The 18,556-nt window shown below is 63.4% G+C and carries 17 protein-coding genes and 1 other RNA gene; 15 read left to right on the top strand and 3 right to left on the bottom strand.

All coding sequences use genetic code 11. The features are described 5' to 3' along the window. Window positions 1-32: 32 nt before the first annotated feature. The 6 genes from holB (at window position 33) to ABEG21_RS09000 (ending at window position 7,320) form a co-directional block, all read left to right on the top strand. A complete protein-coding gene (gene holB / locus ABEG21_RS09025; protein ID WP_347554323.1) occupies window positions 33-1,166 on the top strand; it encodes a DNA polymerase III subunit delta' in 1,134 nt (377 codons plus the stop codon). 144 nt (window positions 1,167-1,310) lie between these two features. Further along, window positions 1,311-2,093, top strand: coding sequence for a TatD family hydrolase (locus tag ABEG21_RS09020; RefSeq protein WP_347554322.1), 783 nt, complete (start codon window positions 1,311-1,313; stop codon window positions 2,091-2,093). Between the two features lie 109 nt (window positions 2,094-2,202). Further along, window positions 2,203-2,931 carry an ankyrin repeat domain-containing protein gene (locus tag ABEG21_RS09015; protein ID WP_347554321.1) on the top strand — a complete coding sequence of 243 codons (729 nt, stop codon included), beginning with the start codon at window positions 2,203-2,205 and terminating at the stop codon, window positions 2,929-2,931. A 72-nt stretch (window positions 2,932-3,003) separates the two neighbouring features. Beyond that, window positions 3,004-4,281 carry a mechanosensitive ion channel family protein gene (locus ABEG21_RS09010; RefSeq protein ID WP_347554320.1) on the top strand — a complete coding sequence of 426 codons (1,278 nt, stop codon included), beginning with the start codon at window positions 3,004-3,006 and terminating at the stop codon, window positions 4,279-4,281. A 431-nt stretch (window positions 4,282-4,712) separates the two neighbouring features. Beyond that, entirely contained in the window at window positions 4,713-6,107 is a 1,395-nt protein-coding gene (gene otsA / locus ABEG21_RS09005; protein ID WP_347554319.1) for an alpha,alpha-trehalose-phosphate synthase (UDP-forming), read from the top strand. Window positions 6,108-6,261: 154 nt separating this feature from the next. Continuing rightward, window positions 6,262-7,320, top strand: coding sequence for a glycosyltransferase family 4 protein (locus ABEG21_RS09000; protein WP_347554318.1), 1,059 nt, complete (start codon window positions 6,262-6,264; stop codon window positions 7,318-7,320). Window positions 7,321-7,527: 207 nt separating this feature from the next. Here ABEG21_RS09000 and ABEG21_RS08995 read toward each other — a convergent pair whose 3' ends face one another. The 3 genes from ABEG21_RS08995 to ABEG21_RS08985 form a co-directional block, all read right to left on the bottom strand. Next, entirely contained in the window at window positions 7,528-8,121 is a 594-nt protein-coding gene (locus ABEG21_RS08995) for a YSC84-related protein (protein WP_347554317.1), read from the bottom strand. Between the two features lie 191 nt (window positions 8,122-8,312). Continuing rightward, on the bottom strand, window positions 8,313-8,531 hold the full coding sequence (locus tag ABEG21_RS08990) for a DUF2795 domain-containing protein (RefSeq protein WP_347556697.1): 219 nt from the start codon (window positions 8,529-8,531) through the stop codon (window positions 8,313-8,315). A 379-nt stretch (window positions 8,532-8,910) separates the two neighbouring features. Next, window positions 8,911-9,201, bottom strand: coding sequence for an HU family DNA-binding protein (locus tag ABEG21_RS08985; RefSeq protein ID WP_347554316.1), 291 nt, complete (start codon window positions 9,199-9,201; stop codon window positions 8,911-8,913). Window positions 9,202-9,605: 404 nt separating this feature from the next. Between ABEG21_RS08985 and ABEG21_RS08980 the strand changes: the two genes are divergently transcribed. From ABEG21_RS08980 to ABEG21_RS08940, 9 genes are all read left to right on the top strand, one after another. Continuing rightward, window positions 9,606-10,934, top strand: a complete 1,329-nt coding sequence (locus tag ABEG21_RS08980) for an NCS2 family permease (protein WP_347556696.1) — start codon at window positions 9,606-9,608, stop codon at window positions 10,932-10,934. 409 nt (window positions 10,935-11,343) lie between these two features. Then, entirely contained in the window at window positions 11,344-11,979 is a 636-nt protein-coding gene (ribA, locus tag ABEG21_RS08975) for a GTP cyclohydrolase II (protein WP_347556695.1), read from the top strand. Between the two features lie 208 nt (window positions 11,980-12,187). After that, the gene (locus ABEG21_RS08970; protein WP_347554315.1) at window positions 12,188-12,883 is read left to right on the top strand and encodes a response regulator transcription factor; all 696 of its coding nucleotides are present in this window, start codon (window positions 12,188-12,190) and stop codon (window positions 12,881-12,883) included. Between the two features lie 29 nt (window positions 12,884-12,912). Then, window positions 12,913-13,011, top strand: an RNA gene (gene ffs / locus ABEG21_RS08965) — signal recognition particle sRNA small type. A 193-nt stretch (window positions 13,012-13,204) separates the two neighbouring features. Next, window positions 13,205-15,739 (top strand): DNA polymerase III subunit gamma/tau, encoded by a 2,535-nt coding sequence (gene dnaX, locus ABEG21_RS08960; RefSeq protein WP_347554314.1) that lies wholly within the window; start codon window positions 13,205-13,207, stop codon window positions 15,737-15,739. 76 nt (window positions 15,740-15,815) lie between these two features. Continuing rightward, window positions 15,816-16,142, top strand: coding sequence for a YbaB/EbfC family nucleoid-associated protein (locus ABEG21_RS08955; RefSeq protein WP_347554313.1), 327 nt, complete (start codon window positions 15,816-15,818; stop codon window positions 16,140-16,142). An 18-nt stretch (window positions 16,143-16,160) separates the two neighbouring features. Then, a complete protein-coding gene (recR, locus tag ABEG21_RS08950) occupies window positions 16,161-16,757 on the top strand; it encodes a recombination mediator RecR (protein ID WP_347556694.1) in 597 nt (198 codons plus the stop codon). Window positions 16,758-16,822: 65 nt separating this feature from the next. Beyond that, on the top strand, window positions 16,823-17,575 hold the full coding sequence (surE, locus tag ABEG21_RS08945) for a 5'/3'-nucleotidase SurE (protein WP_347554312.1): 753 nt from the start codon (window positions 16,823-16,825) through the stop codon (window positions 17,573-17,575). After that, window positions 17,572-18,552, top strand: a complete 981-nt coding sequence (locus ABEG21_RS08940) for a protein-L-isoaspartate(D-aspartate) O-methyltransferase (RefSeq protein ID WP_347554311.1) — start codon at window positions 17,572-17,574, stop codon at window positions 18,550-18,552. Before surE ends, ABEG21_RS08940 begins: the two co-directional genes overlap by 4 nt. Window positions 18,553-18,556 lie beyond the last annotated feature (4 nt).

Genomic DNA, 18,556 nt, shown 5'->3' with positions numbered 1-18,556 from the left:
CGACCGGTGCTGCCCGTGAGGAGAAGAAAAGTATGTTGTACCCGTGGCAAACGGCGTCGTGGGACGCGCTGACCGCGCAGTTGCAGCCTGACGGCCGGTTTCCGCACGCGCTGGTGTTGCACGGCCAGTCGGGAATCGGTAAGGAAGCGTTTGCGCGACATCTGGCCCAGGCACTGTTGTGCGAAGAAGGGCAGGGTGCCGAGGTAATGCGCAGTCGACCGTGCGGTCGTTGTTCGGCCTGCCATTGGTTCGAACAGGGGAACCATCCGGATTTTCATGCAGTCTATCCGGAGAATCTGGCACCGCCGGCGCCGCCCTCGGCCGATGGCGATGTGCCGGAAAAGGGCAAGGGCGCGAAGGCCAAAGGATCGGCCGGTGGCGCCGACGCCGGCGGCGACGACGGTGACGCCAAGAGCAAGGCGCTCAGCAAGGAAATCAAGATCGAGCAGATTCGCGCGCTGTTGGCGTTCTGCGGCATCGGTGCGCACCGCGGGGGGCGTCGCGTCGTCCTGATCTATCCGGCCGAGACCTTGAACGGCGCGGCCGCCAATGCGATGTTGAAGACGCTGGAGGAACCCCCGGCCGGCGTGACCTTTCTGTTGGTGAGCGCCAACCTTGCGCGGCTGTTGCCGACGATCGTGAGCCGCTGTCGGCAATGGCCGATGTCGGGACCCGATCGCCCGCTGGCCACGACATGGCTGGCGGCACAACCGGGCGTGCCGTCCCCGACGGCGGCGCGCGACGCGCTGGCACAAACCGGCGGCGCGCCGCTGGCTGCACTCGCCTTGTTCGGCGATCCTTTGCATGCCGCGCTGTTGCCGCTACGCGATGGTCTGATCCAGCAGTGGTCCGCCGGAGCGCGCTGCGACGCGTTTGTCTGTGCCGACGCCGTGCAGAAGACGGCGGTGCCGGTCGTGCTCGCGTGGTTGCAACGGTGGGTCTACGATTTGTGCAGCGTCAAGCTGACCGGTCGGGTGCGGTATTTTCCCGGCCATGAAGTCGCATTACAGCGTTGTGCCGGGCAGGCTGATGCGCTCGCGCTGACGCAATTCCAGCAGACCTTGCTGCGTGAAAGGATGAGCGAGCAGCATCCGTTGAATCCGCGCCTGGTGTTCGAATCGTTATTCGTCCGCTATCGCGCGGTGTTTCCGCCGCAGGCGGGCTGACAACCGTTGCAGCGTCTGGCGCCGGCATGCGGCGGCGCCGCATTGTTGCCTTCGCATCGCCACCGCTTCGCCGCCCCCTTGCGCGCCCATCGCCGATCCGCTTGGTCGCGCGGTGATACGCTATAGTCAAAACAGGATATTGCCGTGTTTGTCGATTCTCACTGCCACATCAACTTCGAAACGTTTACGGCGCAGATGCCGGCGTTGCTGGACCGGATGCAGCAGCGTCAGGTCAGCCATGCGCTCTGCGTCAGCGTCGATCTGGAGACGTTTCCGCAGGTGCTCGACGTCGCGACGGCGCATGCCAATGTCTTCGCCTCGGTCGGCGTGCATCCGGATCACGAGGATGTCGAGGAGCCGGACGTCGAGCGGCTGCTGGCGCTGAGCGCGCATCCGAAAATCGTGGCGATCGGGGAAACCGGTCTTGATTATTTCCGCCTCGAGGATCGGACGGTTGCCGACATGGAATGGCAGCGGCAACGATTCCGCACGCATATCCGCGCCGCGCGGGCCTCGGGCAAACCCTTGATCGTGCACACGCGGGCCTCGGCCGAAGACACGCTGCGGCTGATGCGCGAGGAGCGCGCCGACGAGATCGGCGGCGTTTTACACTGTTTCACCGAGACCTGGGAGGTCGCGCAAGCCGCGCTGGATATGAATTTCTATATTTCCCTGTCCGGCATCGTGACGTTCAAGAACGCCGTGGCGCTGCAGGATGTGGCGCGACGCGTTCCGGAAGATCGCTTGTTGATAGAAACGGACTCGCCGTATCTGGCACCGGTGCCGTACCGCGGTAAAACGAATGAGCCGTCCTACGTGGCGGATGTCGGGCATTTTGTCGCTCAGTTGCGGGGGCAGACGCCGGAAGCGCTCGGCGCGATGACGACCGCGAATTTCTTTCGGTTGTTTTCGCACGCCGCGCAGTAGGATGGGACTATCGCCGAGAGGGCTCGGCAGCATTTCAATGGGGAGTAGTAATTTGACTCGGATGACGATGTTGAGCCGTATGCGGACGCTGGCTTTCGGCGCTGCAACGATGACGACCCTGCACGCAGCAGGCGAGCGTAAGCGTGTGCGTGGATCGGTGCGTCAAGCGCTGGCGGGTGTCGCGGCCGTGTCGGTGCTGGCCGGCTGCGGCGTGAACGCGCAGATGGCGAGCGCGGCTTCGCCCGACGCGGTGATCAAGGCGGTCAAGTTCGATGACGATGCCGCCGTGCGCCGAGCGCTCCAGGCCGGTTTCGACCCGAACACGGTCGACCCGCAAGGCATGCCGTTGTTAGCACTGGCCGCACGCGAGAAATCGGAGAAGGTCACGGGCGTCTTGCTGGCGGATAGCCGTACCGATGCCGACAAAACGGATGCCGCGGGCGAAAATGCCATGATGCTGGCGGCCATCGTCAAAGACGCGCCGATCGTGCAGATGTTGATTGCAAAGGGCGCGAAGGTCGACAAACCGGGTTGGACGCCGTTGCATTATGCGGCGAGCACCGGCGACGACGACATCGTGACGATGCTGCTGACGGCCCATGCGGACGTCAACGCGCGCTCGCCGAACGATACGACGCCGCTGATGATGGCCGCGCGCGGCGGTTATGCCTCGACGATCCAGTTGCTGGTTCAGCACGGCGCGAATCCCTTGGCGAAGAATCAGCTCGGCATGACGGCGCTGGATTTCGGTAAGCGCTATTCGGAACCCGATTCGGTCAAGCTGCTGACCGGCATCGAGCAGCAGTACCGCACGCAACATCCGCAAGCCGCGCAGTAAAGTCGCGCGCGCATCTCAGGCGCGGTCTAATCGACCGCGTCTATTTTTCTCCCCTCGCACACTGCCTACCGTATGAAGCTTTTGGACATCGGCACGCGGATCGTGGAAGCCCCGTTGAATGCCTGGCCAGGGGTGCTGGCCCTGACGCTGCTGACCCTGTTGTTTGCCTGGGCCGCGCATCGTATCGGCCTGGCCGTGTTACGCCGCCTGACGCGCCCTTATCCGATGATCGGCATGCTGGTTCAGTATCTCGATCGACCGGCGCAATGGGCTGTCACCGTGCTGTTGCTGCAGCTCGTCTGGTGGAATACGAACGACGACCTGTTTCTGGTCAATCCGCTGCGGCGGGTATCGGTGCTCGTGCTGATCGCGGCATTGACCTGGCTGGCGCTACGCACCGTCGAAGCGTTCGTGCAAGGCGTCATCACGCTGAATCCACTCGAACAAACCGACAATCTACGAACGCGCTCGCTGCATACGAAGGTGCACGTCCTGGCCCGCTGCGTGATGGCGGCGATCGTCGTGGTGGGCGTGGGCGCGATGTTGATGACGGTGCCGAATGTGCGTCAGATCGGCGCCAGTCTGCTGGCCTCGGCCGGCGTGGCGGGCTTGGTCGCCGGTATTGCCGCGCGACCGGTGCTCGGTAATCTGATCGCCGGTTTGCAGATTGCCATTTCGCAGCCGGTGCGGATCGACGACGTCGTCGTGATTCAAGGCGAATGGGGCCGCGTCGAGGCGATCACGGGCACCTATATCGCCGTTCGCATCTGGGACGAGCGGCGCTTGATCGTGCCCTTGCAATGGTTTATCGAGAATTCGTTCCAGAACTGGACGCGCACCACGTCGCAGATCATCGGCAGCGTGTTTTTGTGGGTCGATTTCCGGATGCCGATCGATCCGCTGCGTGCGGAGCTGGTACGACTGTGCGAGGCCGCCGGTGAATGGGATAGGCGCGTTCAGGTCTTGCAGGTGACCGATGCGAGCGACCGCGCGGTGCAACTGCGCGCCCTGGTCAGTTCGAGCGATTCGCCGTTGAACTGGGATCTGCGGTGCAAGGTCCGCGAGGGCCTGATTGCCTATATGCAAAAGCATTATCCCGAGTATCTGCCGCGCACGCGAAACGAGGTCCATCCAATCTCGGCCGACGTCACGGAGCGCGTTTCCGCGGCGGACATGGCGTCGCCGCATGACGCGCCTTATCCGGGCGGCAACGTTGCATCGCCGGATGGCGGAAGCGGCACGGCCGACGGCTTTGTGCCACTGTCCGGGCTTTCCTCTCCCGGGATCACGCATGGCCAGCCTGCCGGCTGGGGCGTGATGCCGGCACCGGGCGGCCGCGCTGGCCGCTAGCGACTTCCGGTCATTCCCAACGATCGCCAAGGTCCGCAAAGCGTGTTGAGACGGACAACGCCGCCTTGAGACGTGGTGTATGATCAAAAGGCGGTCGGACGTTTGATACCGCCTTTTTTGCGAGAAACCGACGCGGGAAACGCCTTATGAAGGCGTTCCGTTGGTGTCGTTTTTTGCGCCATTCCGAATCGTCTCGGAACAAGCCGACGGATGGCTGGCGCGTCCGAGGGATGCTGCCGCCATGGCGGCGTGTTTGCCGGCGCCGCGCGCCCTCGAAACAGCCCTTCGTGCGGCGCGGCCGCCCGGTCTCTCGACAGGCCGACCCATTTTTTGCCTGTCCACCCGTCCGACGACCGACCGTATGCGGATCGCCTGCCGCCGCACGGGCTGCGTTCCATCGAATCATCGAACATAAGGACCCAAGCCATCCAATGAGTCGACTCGTCGTTGTATCCAATCGTGTTGCCACCCCTACGGAAAGCAAGGGATCGGCCGGCGGCCTCGCGGTCGGTGTTTTTGGCGCGTTAAAGGATGCGGGTGGGGTGTGGTTTGGCTGGAGCGGCGACATTGTCGCCGAAGCCTCCTTGAACGCGGCGCCGCACGTCGAACAGGATGGGGCGGTGACTTTCGCGACGGTCGATCTGGCGCGCCGGGATTACGATCAGTATTACCGCGGGTTTTCGAACGCGATGCTGTGGCCGGTCTTCCATTATCGCAACGACTTGGCGCGTTACGATAGGCAGGAGTACCAGGGATATTGCCGCGTCAACGCCTGGCTCGCCCAGCAGCTTTTGCCGCTACTTGAACCCGACGATGTGATCTGGGTGCATGACTACCATTTGATTCCGTTCGCCGAGGCATTGCGGCTTGCCGGCGTGAAGAATCGTATCGGCTTTTTCCTGCATATCCCGTTTCCCACGCCGCAAGTGCTCCTGAATATTCCGCCGCATGACGAGCTGGTGCGTGCGCTGTGTTGCTACGATGTGGTGGGTTTTCAAACCGATTCGGATCGCGTTGCATTCGGCGATTACATCACCCGATATGCGGGCGGCACTATCTCGGCGGACCATACCGATGTCGAGGCCTACGGACGCAAGCTGAAGGCCGGCGTCTATCGGATCGGCGTATTTCCGGACGATATCGCCGCGCAGGCGAAGCGTTTCGAAACGCGTAAGGACGTGCGGGAGCTGACGCAGAGTCTGCAAAACCGCAAGCTGATCATGAGCGTCGATCGTCTCGATTATTCGAAAGGCATCGTCGAACGCTTCCGCGCGTTCGAGCGCCTGCTGGAAACCGCGCCGGATCTGCAGAGCAAGGTCAGCCTCGTGCAGGTTGCCCCGCCGACGCGTTCGGATGTCCAGACCTATCAGCATATCCGGCAAAACCTGGAGTACGAGGCAGGGCGTATCAATGGACGCTTCTCCGGTCTCGACTGGACGCCGATCCGCTACCTGAACCGCCGCTATGACCGATGGGTGCTGATGTCGTTGTTCCGGGCCTCGCAGGTGGGCTTCGTCACGCCATTGCGCGACGGGATGAATCTGGTGGCGAAGGAGTATGTCGCGGCCCAGGACCCGGCCGACCCGGGCGTGTTGGTGCTGTCCCGATTTGCCGGGGCGGCCGCGGAGCTGACGGACGCGTTGATCGTCAATCCGCACGATATCATCGATATGACAGAGGCCCTGCAACGGGCGTTGACGATGCCGTTGGAAGAGCGCCAGCGCCGCCACAGGAGTATGGTCGAAGTATTGCGGAAGAACGATCTGGGCGTATGGCGCGACAGTTTCCTGGCCGACCTTCGGGCCGTCAAGGAGCACAAGCGCTGACGTTCCGGCGAACCGCGCCGGGCCGCCGAGCGGCGGCAGTGCGGGCCCGATGCGCCGTGTCGCCGTGGAAGGTGAGGTGCCACGTGTGTGAGATGGGCGAATCCCTCGGGGAGACGCGTCGGCACACGGGTGGATCGGAAAGAGGGAGACCATAATGAAAATCGCGCAAATCGCACCGCTGACGGAGTCCGTGCCGCCGACGCTGTACGGGGGTACCGAGCGGGTCGTCTCTTACCTGACGGAATCCTTGGTGGCATTGGGTCACGAGGTGACGCTGTTCGCCAGTGGCGACTCGGTCACCGACGCCAAGCTGGAAGCCATCTGGCCGCGTGCCTTGCGCCGCGACCCCAGCATCCGGGACCCGATCGCGCCGCATATGCTGATGTTGGAAAGGGTGCGTCAATTGGCGCCCGAATTCGATATCGTGCATTCGCATCTGCACTTTTATCCGTTTTCGATTTTTCGACGACAGGACACGCCTTTCGTCACGACGCTGCACGGCCGATTGGATCTGCCGGAGCATCAAAGCCTGTACGAAGCGTTCGACGATGTCCCCTTGATCTCGCTGTCGATGGGCCAGCGCCGCTATCTTCCGGGCGGGAATTGGATCGGCAATGTGCCGTATGGCGTGCCGGAGGATCTCTATCGGCCACAAGCGGTCGCGCCGTCCTATCTCGCCTATCTGGGCCGTATCTCACCCGAGAAACGGCTGGACCGCGCGATCGCGATTGCGGGCCGCTGCGGCTTGCCGATCAAAATCGCGGCCAAGATCGATAGCGCCGACAGGCATTATTTCGAATCGGAAATCGCGCCGCTGCTGACATTGCCTCACGTCGAATATATCGGTGAAATTCGCGACAGCCAGAAAGCGGCCTTTCTGTCGGGAGCGCATGCCTTGCTGTCGCCGATCGACTGGCCGGAGCCATTCAGCCTGGCAATGGTCGAGGCGATGGCCTGCGGCACGCCAGTCATTTCGTTCAAGCGCGGCGCGGTGGGCGAGGTGCTGCGCGACGGGGAAACCGGCTATATCGTCGAGGATGAAATCGGGGCGATTGCCGCGGTGGACAAGTTACCGTCGCTGTCTCGCTCGCATATTCGACGTCACTTCGAGCAGCATTACACGGCGCGTCATATGGCGGAGCGTTATCTCGAAGTGTACCGGGCCGCCGCGCGCGCGCAACGCAAGGCACAGCTGCGTCTGATCACCGATTAAAAGGCCGGCTGTTGGCAAGATATCGTTGCGGCCGCCGCGTTGGCGCGTCAAGTTGGCGCGCGGGGTGACGAATGATTCATCCCTCGGGCGTCGCGCGGTTCGGTAGGTCGGTTCGACAAAACAAAACGCCGCTTTCTCTGATCGAGGAAGCGGCGTTTTGTTTTATCGAGGCAATGGGACGCAACGCCGCGCCCCATTCGACCAAGCTTACAGATCCAGACGGTTGACCTTCGTGCCTTCCAGCGTCAGGTTTGCCATCAGACCGGCGTTCGTCAACACGAAAGCGTCGATCGGAGCACGGACGCTGTTGCTGTCGATCGCACCGTTTGCACCCACCTTGATGACCGCGACCGATGCGTCGCCGCCGACCGACCAGCCCTTCACTGCGCGGAACTTGTCCAGTGCGTCCTGCGTCATGAAGAGAATAACGATCGCCTTCGATTGCGCGCCGATTTGCAGGCCAACCGAAGCGGACGTCGTGCTGTAGTAGCCGGCTGTTTCGTTGCCAACGCGCAGCGCGCCTTCGCCGTACTGACCGCCTACGACAAAGCCGGCAGCCAGAACGCTCGGGAACACCAGAACGCCACGTGCCTTACCCACCAGTTCGCGCGAACCCGGGACCGTCGTGTACAGACGCGACAGGGTTTGATCGACGTTTGCATTGATGCTATGGCGCTTGTCCATCGACGAGCTGTTTTGGTTGCCGGACGGCGTCGTTGCCGTCGTCGTGCAACCTGCCAGTGCCAGCGTGGCGGCGGCAACGATGGTACCCAGCTTCAATGCGATCTTGGTCTTTTTCATGGTTTGCTACTCCCTCTTGTCGATATCTGTCGGTGGTTAGCCGTCGTGGAAAACGCCTTAGCGTGTCTATTCTCGCCTTCATCCGTCAGCGGTTGCCGGTCGCGTCTACCGTCGATGCGGTTGGCGCGGCAGGCGACTGTCCGATCGGACGACCGCTTTATGGGTGCTGCCTGTTTTCTTGGACGCGCACTTCAGCCCAGTGCATGCAATACGCCATCGGCATCCGCATAGTCCCGTTCCGGGATACCGTCCAACGCGACCAGTATCTCGTTGCTGACGCCGCTTGCACGCGCCGCGTCGATCACGCGATCCTTATTTGCCGGAAACGGTACCGTTGCCAGCGCCGCCTGCAGATCCGCCGTGATCGAATCCGGACTTCCTTGTCCATCTCCGTGGAATCCCGTTGCCATGCGCTCACCTTCGTATAACTGGGTTGCCAATGGTCCCGGCAAAATACGCTTGCCGAGCCATTCCTTCGTCGCATCGTTGTTCGCCGGTTTGCGCCGTCGACCTGCTCCCCTTGAGCAAAAGCCGTGCCAGGGTTGTTTTTCCCACATATCGGCGCGCGTGGCGGTCAAAACACCGCGATTTGGCGCCATGGCAGCACTTCGCCGAGCGGCGATGGCAAAAGCGGGGGAGGGGACACGCCAACGGGTGCACTTTCTGCAGAGGAATCGGTCAAAAAGCACAAAGTCTGGAAAGAATTACCAGAGTAGGGCGATGCCGCTGGAGGATGAAGACAATTCGACCGAGCGCGGCGAGGCACCGCGCGTCGCGTTGCGCTAGGCCTCAGCGCTTCCTGGCGGTCTTGTTGACGGCGTCCTTGAAGCCTTTGCCGACCGATACCTTCACCGTCTTGGCGGCGGGGATCTTGATCGCTTCCCCGGTGGCGGGATTGCGGCCATTTCGGGCAGCGCGCTTGCCCTGGGAGAACGTGGCAAATCCGGTGATCTGCACGTCCTCGTTCTTGGTAACGGCCTTCGTGACGATATCGATCAGCGCGTTCAATACTTCAGCCGCTTTGGCAGTCGACAGTCCTGTTTCTTCTGCCAATTTTTCAGTCAATTCGCTTTTCTTCATTGCGGATCCCGGTTAAAAAATCTCGGCACTTCGCTGCATATCGTGAGCATATCCGACGTTCGATTCCTATCGCAACCGGGAAGACGCGATAGCTGTCGAAACCGCGTGCGCCAAGGAAAGCAGGCGCAACGGACTGCTGCATCGCAGCACACGATAGGCCCGCCTGCGACGCCCGAAATCGATGTATCGAAATCGGAATCATGCGGATAATACATATCTGTATTATGGCGTTGGTCCGGGCGCTTCCTGTTGCGCGCATCACGACCTAGCGGATCCATCGGGGAAGGTTTGCCGGAAGGGGCGCGCGGTCGCGCGTATTCCCGCTTGTGCCAGTACACCGCGGCAGGCACCTTGAGGCACAATGCGAGTCGGGATGGACTGCGCCACGATGCGTTTGGAGAATAATAGGGATGCTTTCACGTTTTTTTGGCCTTCAGGCCGCCGGTACGACGGTGCGCACCGAGGTGGTGGCCGGCGTCACGACCTTCCTGACGATGGCCTATATCATTTTCGTGAACCCCTCGATCTTGAGTGAGGCCGGCATGCCGGCCTCGTCGGTCTTCGTTGCCACCTGCCTGGTGGCCGCCTTGGCGACGATCATCATGGGCTTGCTTGCAAATTACCCGGTCGCCTGCGCGCCGGGCATGGGGCTGAACGCTTATTTTGCCTTCGCCGTCGTGCAAGGCATGGGATATAAGTGGGAAACGGCCCTGGGCGCGGTGTTTATTTCCGGCTGTTTGTTTCTGCTCCTGACCCTGGTGGGATTGCGCAGTGCCTTGATCACGGCGATTCCGACGTCGATACGGAGCGGCATCACGGCCGGCATCGGCTTGTTTCTCGGCATCATCGCGTTGAAATCGGCCGGGATCGTCGTCGCGAACCCGGCGACGCTGGTCGGCCTGGGCAATCTGCATCAGCCGACGGTACTGCTGTCGATCCTGGGCTTTCTCGCGATCGTGGCGCTGGACGCCTTGAAGATCCGCGGCGCGATTCTCATCGGCATTCTGCTGGTCACCGCACTGAGCTTCGCCGTCGGCGGGAACACGTTTCACGGCCTGGTGTCGATGCCGCCGTCGATCGCGCCGACGTTTCTTAAATTAGATATCGCCGGTGCCTTGTCGGGCGGCATCTGGCACGTCGTGCTGGTTTTCTTCCTGGTCGAGCTGTTCGACGCCACCGGTACGCTGATGGGAGTAGCGCAGCGCGCCGGCCTGATGCCGCGCGTGCCGGCCGGAGCCGGGCGCGACGCGCCGACCGACCGCCGGATGCGACGCGCGCTGTTTGCGGACAGCGCGGCCATTGTCGCCGGATCGGTTCTGGGCACATCGTCGACGACGGCCTATGTGGAAAGTGCGGCCGGCGTGCAAGCGGGCGGTCGCACGGGTTTGACGGCCGTTGTCGTGGCATTGCTGTTCCTGGCGGCGCTGTTTTTCTCGCCGCTTGCTGGCGCGGTGCCCGCCTATGCAACGGCGCCGGCGCTGCTTTATGTCGCCTGCCTGATGTTGCGGGATATCGGCGAGCTGCCTTGGCATGATGCGACCGAATCGGTGCCGGCGATCCTGACCGTGGTCGCCATGCCGTTCACGTATTCGATCGCCAACGGGATCGCCTTCGGTTTCATCTCGTACGCGGCGCTGAAGCTGCTGACGGGCAGAGCGCGCACGGTCGCGCCTGCCGTCTGGGTCATCGCGGCCATTTTCCTGCTGCGATACGCGTATCTCGGCGCCGGGTAGCGCGCCGCGCCTATCTGTCGCAGGCCGCCCTCTGGGAACGCCCGCTGGGTACGCGTGCGGGGTGCGACGTCGTTGTCGGGTGGGCGTGCTTCTGTCTTACAAATGGCTTGATGTGGTGGACGCGCGACACGCGCGCGCTCCGACGGAGGATAATCCTGGTTGACGCAATGGCGTGCTGGCGTTCCGGAAGTGAGGACGACTGGACGGCGCCCCATTTTGAACAAGCAGGCTGGAAGACGCAGGCTGGAAAGCGCAGCAATCAAGGGCAGCATATATGGCAGCAATAGACGAAGGGCGGCCGACCCCGGTGTCGGCGGCGCACAGCGGCATGGACGGCGGTACGGGATCGCCGACGGCGAAGTCGGGGCAGGGCCGCGGTGCCGGGCCTGAGATCGGTACGGTAGCGGGCATCGATGCCGGCGCGCGGGACACGGTTCGCGTCGAGCGCGTTGCGACCGCGCGCATGCCGACCGCGCACGGCCATTTCACCGGGCATGTCTACCGCGACCTCGTAACGGGCGCGGAACACGTCGCGCTCGCGCGTGGTGATTTAACGGGCGCGGGTGGCGTATTGGTGCGACTGCACTCCGAGTGTCTGACAGGCGACGCTTTCGGCTCGCTCCGTTGCGACTGCGGTCCGCAATTGGCCAGTGCCTTGGCGCGCGTTCAACTCGAAGGGCGGGGTGTGGTGGTCTATCTGCGAGGGCAGGAAGGACGCGGCATCGGGCTGGTCAACAAGATCCGCGCCTATGCGCTGCAGGATCAGGGGCGTGACACGGTGGATGCGAACACCGATCTCGGTCTGCCCGTCGATGCGCGCGACTATCAGGCCGGCATCGAGATTCTGCATGATCTGGGTGTGCGCGCGGTGCGCTTGATGAGCAATAACCCGACGAAGCTCGCGGCGGTGCGCAAGGCCGGCATCGACGTGATCGAGCGGGTGGTCCTCGCCATCGAGCCGAATCCCGAAAACCAGGCCTATCTGGAAACCAAGCGCGCGCGGATGGGCCACTTGCTGGATGCGCTCGGCGGTCCATTGCTCTAAGGCTCGGCCTAACATTGTCGCTGTCGATTGGGATTCGGCCCATTCAAGCACTAGGCATCTACCTGTTCTGCTCTATCCATCTTGTTTGTCCAATCGGCTGAGTGGCACACTCGCCGAATGGCCTAGCGGCGCCGTGCAACGGCCTGCGGTCAGGACATCCGCCCTCGTATGTTTGCTATCCGGGCGGGGAGGCGCTTGGAGAGAACGCATGGACAGGAAACGCGTCGTGATCGTGGATGACCATGACATGATCCGCTTGGGAGTACGTGTGCTGCTCGAGAATCACCGGCACGGGCGATTCGGTTTCGACGTCGTCATGGAAGCGGTGGACGGGCAGCAGGGTTGGCAGGCGGTGCAGCGTTGTCAGCCGGATCTGGTGGTGCTCGACATCGATCTTCCCGGGCTCGACGGTTATGAGGTGTTGCGACGGATCAAGCGCTTGCCGGCGCCGCCGAAGGTCGTGATGTTTTCGCGCCATCAGGGCGTGCTGCCTGTGCGGCGTGCGCAGAGTGCGCAAGCGGACGGCTTTATCTACAAGACGGATCCGCCGGAACGGTTGATCCAAGGCGTGGACGGTGCCTTGCGGGGGCGAGCCTGGGGCTTTCGCCTGGGCGCGGAGCAGATGCTGACACCGCATGCGACGCGGCCCTGCGCGCTGTCGCTGCGGGAGCGCTGCGTGGCGGAAAATCTGATGCTCGGTCATACCAATAAGGCGATCGCGCGAGACTTGTGTCTCAGTCCCAAAACCGTCAGCGCCCATAAGCGCAATATCTTCCGCAAATTGGCCATCTCGAATCTGATCGAGCTGGCCGATTGTCTACGCGATACCGACAGCTTCGGATTGCCGCGCGATGCCGGTGAGACAGTGCACGAAGCGCATTTCGATGGGGAAACGCTGGCCTAGCGCGGATGGGTCGTGTTATACTTTTTTGTGACGGGCCTCCTCGCATGGCGGCGCGGTTAACCTGGTCAGGTCGGGAACGAAGCAGCCACGATCGCTTTCCACCAGTGCCGAGGGTCCGGCTCGTCACCTCCTCCCCCTTCGTTGTTCTGTCGTTGATTCCCCTTATTTTTAGCTTGGCGTTACGCATTGGCGTCTTCACGCGTGCGATTTCGACGGTGCACGTCCGTTCGCGTCGGGTATGAGGCGATCAATGTCTTCGCGTGTGCGTGTTTGCCGCGTTCGGACTGCGGCGGAGCACGGCGATCCTGATAGAATTCGCCGATGACCTACCAAGTTCTCGCTCGCAAATGGCGGCCCCGGGATTTCCCCTCGCTCGTCGGACAAGATCACGTTGTCCGTGCGCTGACGCACGCCCTCGATCAACAGCGGCTGCATCATGCCTATCTCTTCACCGGTACCCGTGGTGTCGGCAAAACGACGCTGTCCCGGATCCTTGCGAAAGCATTGAATTGTGAGACGGGTATTACCTCGCAGCCGTGCGGTGTCTGTCGCGCCTGTACGGAAATCGATGCCGGTCGGTTCGTCGATTATGTCGAGATGGATGCGGCATCCAATCGCGGCGTCGATGAAATGGCGGCCTTGCTGGAGCGGGCAATCTACGCGCCGGTGGATGCGCGCTTCAAGGTCTATATGATCGACGAAGTGCATATGCTGACGAACCACGCGTTCAATGCCATGCTGAAGACGCTGGAGGAGCCGCCGGCGCACGTCAAATTCATTCTCGCCACCACGGATCCGCAGAAAATCCCGGTGACGGTGTTGTCGCGATGCCTGCAATTCAATCTGAAGCAGATGCCGGCGCACGATATCGTCGATCATCTCGGCCGGGTACTGGGCGAGGAGCAAATCGCGTTCGAACCGCAGGCTTTGCGTCTGCTGGCGCGTGCAGCCGATGGCAGTATGCGTGACGCATTGTCGCTGACGGACCAGGCGATCGCGTATGCCGCGGGCATGGTCAGCGACGAGGCCGTGCGCGGCATGCTGGGCGCGCTGGACCAACATTATCTGGTGCGGTTGCTCGATGGTTTGATCGCGAACGATGGCGCCGCGGTGCTGGCCGTCGCCGACGATATGGCAACGCGCAGTCTGTCGTTCTCGACCGCCTTGCAGGACTTGGCGCAATGGCTGAATCGTATCGGTTGGGCGCAGAGTGCCCCGGGTTCCGTCCTGGCCGAATGGCCGGAGGCGGACGATATCCGACGCTTCGCGCAATCCTTGGGAGCGGAGCAGATTCAGCTCTACTACCAGATCGCGACGATCGGGCGCAGCGAGATGGGGCTGGCGCCGGACGAGTACGCCGGTTTTACGATGACGCTGCTGCGCATGCTTGCATTCCGGCCGGTCTCGGGTACGCCGTTCGGCGGGGGCGGCGGCATATCGCCGTCATCGGCCGGCGTGGGCTCGAGCGGCGGTGGTGCGGTACGCGGGGTATCGGCAGCCGCATCGGTGCCCGCCGCCTCGGCGCGAGCCGATGCACCAGCGGTGGCGACACCCGCACCGGTCGCGCCACGGGCATCGCTTGACGACGAAGACGATGCGGCGGCGACGATGCGGGCATTCGGCGAGCCGGCCGGGGCCGCTAAAGCGTCGCCTGCGACGGTTCAGACGGCTGCCCTTATCGACGTGCCGAGCGCTGTCGAAACATCGACGCCTGCCGTCATCGCGGAACCGACAGGCGACGCCATGCGCCAGCCCTCGGCAATAGCGTCGGCAGTGCAGGCGACGCCGGCGCCGACGTCGGAGACCGCAACGGAGCAAGCCGATACCGCGTTGCCCGACGTCGTGCCGTCCGTGCCGCCGACGGATGCGCCAGCGCAGCGCGCAGCCGATGTCGAAGGCGATACCGTTACGCCGCCGTCACCCTCCGCATCGACCCCGGTCGCGCCGACACCGCAGACGCGTGCGCCGCTAGCCGACGACGAGTCTGCCTCACCGGCGTCTGGTGCTCGCGCCGCTTTGGCAGCGCTTGGTGTCTTGCGTCGCAGTCCATCCACTGCCGCGCCGACGGGACGCCGGCCGCCTGCTGCCGGCGCGACGAAGGCGCCCCCTTCGTCGCCTTCGTCGCTTTCATCGCCGACGCCGTCGGCCCCATCGGCGCGTGATGCAGCGCGTCCCGCGCCGGAGCGCGGAGCAGCGGACGGCGCGCGTCCCGGTCGTACGTCCGGCATGCCGGCGCCATGGGAGGATCAGCAGGATCCGGACAGCGCCGCCGCCGATGCTTTTCTCGCGTCGATGGGCTCGGGCCCTTCGTTGCTGGTGACCGACGAGGCACCGCGCCCTGTAACGGGCGCCGCGCATGGCGGTGAAAGTCGGGGCGCGCGTGAGCGGGGGCAGGGCGACGGGGCAGGATCGGCGCAGGCCTTGAACACGGCGGAAATTCCGCCGCCCCCGCCGGGCATCCCGATGACGGCGGTTGGCGTGGCGTCGGATTGGCCGGCCTTTGCGATGACGTTGGACGTCAAGGGGTTGGCGCAGCAACTCGCGCATCAAAGCGAATTGATCGCCGTCGATCAGGACCGTCTGCAATTGCGCGTCCCGGTGACGACATTGGCGTCCGGTGCGCATGTCGAGAAAGTGCGCGCCGCCATCCTGGACCGGCTGGGCCGCGAGGTGCAGTTACAGGTGGAAGTGGGCGCGGCGCATTGCACGGCGGCCGCGGTCTACGCGGCGGAACGGGCCGCATTGCAGCGTCGCGCCGAGGCGTCGATTCGCGATGACGCTTTTGTTCGCTCGTTGATAGACGATTTCGGTGCCTCGATCCTGCCGGGCGCCACGCGGCCATTGTCCGCGCGCTGAGGCTGGGTCGAGGCGGTACCTCGACGGGAACGTCGATGGTCAATATTATTTTTGTTGGATAAGGGAGCTCCGCATCATGATGAAGGGACAACTGGCCGGTTTGATGAAGCAGGCGCAGGCCATGCAGGACAATATGAAGAAGATGCAGGAAAAGCTGGCCGCCACCGAGGTGACCGGTGAATCCGGCGCCGGCTTGGTGAAGGTCGTGATGACCGGCGACCACGCCGTCAAGCGCGTCATCCTCGACAAGAGCCTGCGCGATGACGACATCGAGATGGAAGAGGACCTGATCACGGCGGCCTTTGCCGATGCGAAGCGCAAGGCCGATGAGTTGTCGCAGCAGATGATGGGCGGCGCCACGGCAGGCATGGGCCTGCCGCCGGGTTTCAAGCTGCCGTTCTGATCTTAGCCCGTGTCGACCATCAAACCGCCATCGTCGTTGTCGTCGTTGATCGACGCGCTGCGCATTCTGCCCGGTGTCGGTCCGAAGAGCGCGCAGCGTATCGCCTATCATCTGATGCAACATGATCGCGATGGGGCCGCGCGCCTGAGTCAGGCGCTGGCGGGCGCGGCGCGGGCGTTGCGCCATTGCGAGCGCTGCAATACGTTCACCGAAGCACCCGTCTGTTCCACCTGCCTGGACGACGAGCGTGATGCCGCCTTGCTGTGCGTGGTGGAGACGCCGGCCGATCAGGTCATGCTCGAACAGACCTTGTCGTATAAAGGGCTGTACTTCGTGCTGATGGGACGGCTCAGCCCCTTGGACGGTGTTGGTCCCAAGGACATCCACTTCGACAAGCTGCTGCAGCGCGCCGACGATGGCGTGGTGCGCGAGGTCGTGTTGGCGACCAACTTCACGAACGAAGGGGAGGCCACCGCGCATTACCTCGGTCAGGCGTTGAAAGCGCGCGGCCTGTCGGTGTCCCGGCTGGCGCGCGGCGTGCCGGTGGGCGGCGAGCTCGAATATGTCGATGCCGGCACGATCGCGCGTGCGATGCATGACCGGCGCGCGTTGTAAGTGATCCACCTCTCGCGGCGCGCGGTTCCTGCAACGGGGCGCGCTGCCTCGGTTACAATCTTTTCATGCATATTCTGCTCAGCAACGACGACGGTTACCTTGCGCCCGGCCTGGCGGCGCTGTATCAGGCATTGCTGCCGCTGGCCGATCGCGTCGACGTCGTGGCGCCGGAGCAGAATTGCAGTGGGGCATCGAATTCGCTGACCTTGTCGCGACCGCTCAGTGCGGGCCGGGCAGCAAACGGCTTTCATTACGTCAATGGGACGCCGACCGATTGCGTGCATGTGGCCTTGACCGGCTTGCTTGATGGGCGCCCCGACCTGGTGGTCTCCGGCATCAACAATGGGCAGAACATGGGCGAGGACACGCTGTATTCCGGTACCGTGGCCGCGGCGACCGAGGGCTTTCTGTTCGGCATCCCCTCGATCGCTTTCTCGCTGGTCGATTACGGTTGGGGGCATCTGGACGCGGCGGCGCAGGAAGCGGCACGCATCGTTGCACATCATCGCGACGCGCCACTTCCCGCCACCTCGTTGCTGAATGTCAATATCCCGAATCTGCCCGCGACGGCATTGCAGGGATGGCGGGTGACGCGGCTCGGCAAGCGCCATCCCTCGCAGCCGGTGATCCGACAGACGAGTCCACGCGGCGAGCCGATTTATTGGATCGGTCCTTCCGGCGAGCAACGGGATGCCGGCGAGGGGACCGATTTTGCCGCCGTGCGTGAAGGGTATGTCTCGATGACGCCGTTGCAGTTGGACCTGACCGATACCCGACGCTTGCCGGCGTTACAGGAATGGGTTGGGCGTAGACCATGACCGGATCCCGCGACGGCCAGCCCAAACGGTTTCCGTTGACCTTGTCGGATCTGACAAAGGCGCCGGCCCGGCCTGATCTGCCGTCGCGGCAACGTCCGCTGGCCGGCGCCACGGCATCGGTGACGGGTATGACCACGTCACGGGCGCAGGCGGGGACGCCGGGCGGCAAGCCGTTGCCGACCGCGTCGGGCTTGCCGCCGCGGCCCGGTTATATCGCGCCGGCGGCTGTGAAGCCGCCGCCCGGGATGCCGGCACGCTCGGGAAGCGCGACCGGGGCGCCGGGCATCGGTCGGTCGCCGGCGCCCCAGGCGGCTGGCAAGACGCCGGTGGTATCGCTGGCGTTGACGTCCGAACGGGTCCGTTCGCGGATGGTCGAGCGCGTGCGCGACGGTGGCGTGAGTCATCCCGGTGTGCTGGCCGCGTTGCAAGCGGTGCCGCGGCATGCGTTTGTCGATGCCGCGCTCGCGCCGCAGGCGTACGAAGAGGCGGCATTACCGATCGGGCATCATCAGACGATCTCGAAACCGGGTGTCGTCGGGCGCATGATCGAAGTGGCAATGCATGGCCGGCCGCATCTTGAGCGGGTGCTCGAGGTCGGCACCGGCTGTGGCTATCAGGCAGCGATATTGAGTCACCTTGCGCAGGATGTGTTCTCGATCGAGCGGATCAAACCGCTGCATGAGCGCGCAAAAAGGAATCTGCGACCGTTGCGCGTGCCAAACATTCGGCTACATTATGGCGATGGGCGTTTGGGTCTGCCGGACTCCGCGCCCTTCGACGCGATTATCGTGGCTGCGGCGGGACTCGATGTCCCGGCCGCGCTGGCGGAGCAACTTCGTATCGGTGGACGATTGATCGCCCCGGTCGGAGGAGACTCCCAGGTGTTGACGCTTGTCGAGCGTATCGGTGCCCATCAATGGCGCGAGACGGTACTCGACAGGGTGTTTTTTGTTCCTTTGAAATCCGGAGTGATCTGAAACC

The organism is Robbsia sp. KACC 23696 (assembly GCF_039852015.1).
Taxonomy (GTDB): domain Bacteria; phylum Pseudomonadota; class Gammaproteobacteria; order Burkholderiales; family Burkholderiaceae; genus Robbsia.
This window is presented reverse-complemented; position numbering and strand designations above follow the sequence as displayed.

What these genes read in the sequence shown, in the direction of transcription:
- ABEG21_RS09010 (WP_347554320.1), top strand. Translation starts at nt 3,004, where the DNA reads ATGAAGCTTTTGGACATCGGCACGCGGATCGTGGAAGCCCCGTTGAAT.
- holB (WP_347554323.1), top strand. Translation starts at nt 33, where the DNA reads ATGTTGTACCCGTGGCAAACGGCGTCGTGGGACGCGCTGACCGCGCAG.
- surE (WP_347554312.1), top strand. Translation starts at nt 16,823, where the DNA reads ATGCATATTCTGCTCAGCAACGACGACGGTTACCTTGCGCCCGGCCTG.
- ABEG21_RS08990 (WP_347556697.1), bottom strand. Translation starts at nt 8,531, where the DNA reads ATGGCAACGGGATTCCACGGAGATGGACAAGGAAGTCCGGATTCGATC.
- ABEG21_RS08955 (WP_347554313.1), top strand. Translation starts at nt 15,816, where the DNA reads ATGATGAAGGGACAACTGGCCGGTTTGATGAAGCAGGCGCAGGCCATG.
- ABEG21_RS08940 (WP_347554311.1), top strand. Translation starts at nt 17,572, where the DNA reads ATGACCGGATCCCGCGACGGCCAGCCCAAACGGTTTCCGTTGACCTTG.
- ABEG21_RS08985 (WP_347554316.1), bottom strand. Translation starts at nt 9,201, where the DNA reads ATGAAGAAAAGCGAATTGACTGAAAAATTGGCAGAAGAAACAGGACTG.
- ABEG21_RS09015 (WP_347554321.1), top strand. Translation starts at nt 2,203, where the DNA reads ATGACGACCCTGCACGCAGCAGGCGAGCGTAAGCGTGTGCGTGGATCG.
- ABEG21_RS08970 (WP_347554315.1), top strand. Translation starts at nt 12,188, where the DNA reads ATGGACAGGAAACGCGTCGTGATCGTGGATGACCATGACATGATCCGC.
- dnaX (WP_347554314.1), top strand. Translation starts at nt 13,205, where the DNA reads ATGACCTACCAAGTTCTCGCTCGCAAATGGCGGCCCCGGGATTTCCCC.
- otsA (WP_347554319.1), top strand. Translation starts at nt 4,713, where the DNA reads ATGAGTCGACTCGTCGTTGTATCCAATCGTGTTGCCACCCCTACGGAA.
- ABEG21_RS08995 (WP_347554317.1), bottom strand. Translation starts at nt 8,121, where the DNA reads ATGAAAAAGACCAAGATCGCATTGAAGCTGGGTACCATCGTTGCCGCC.
- ABEG21_RS09000 (WP_347554318.1), top strand. Translation starts at nt 6,262, where the DNA reads ATGAAAATCGCGCAAATCGCACCGCTGACGGAGTCCGTGCCGCCGACG.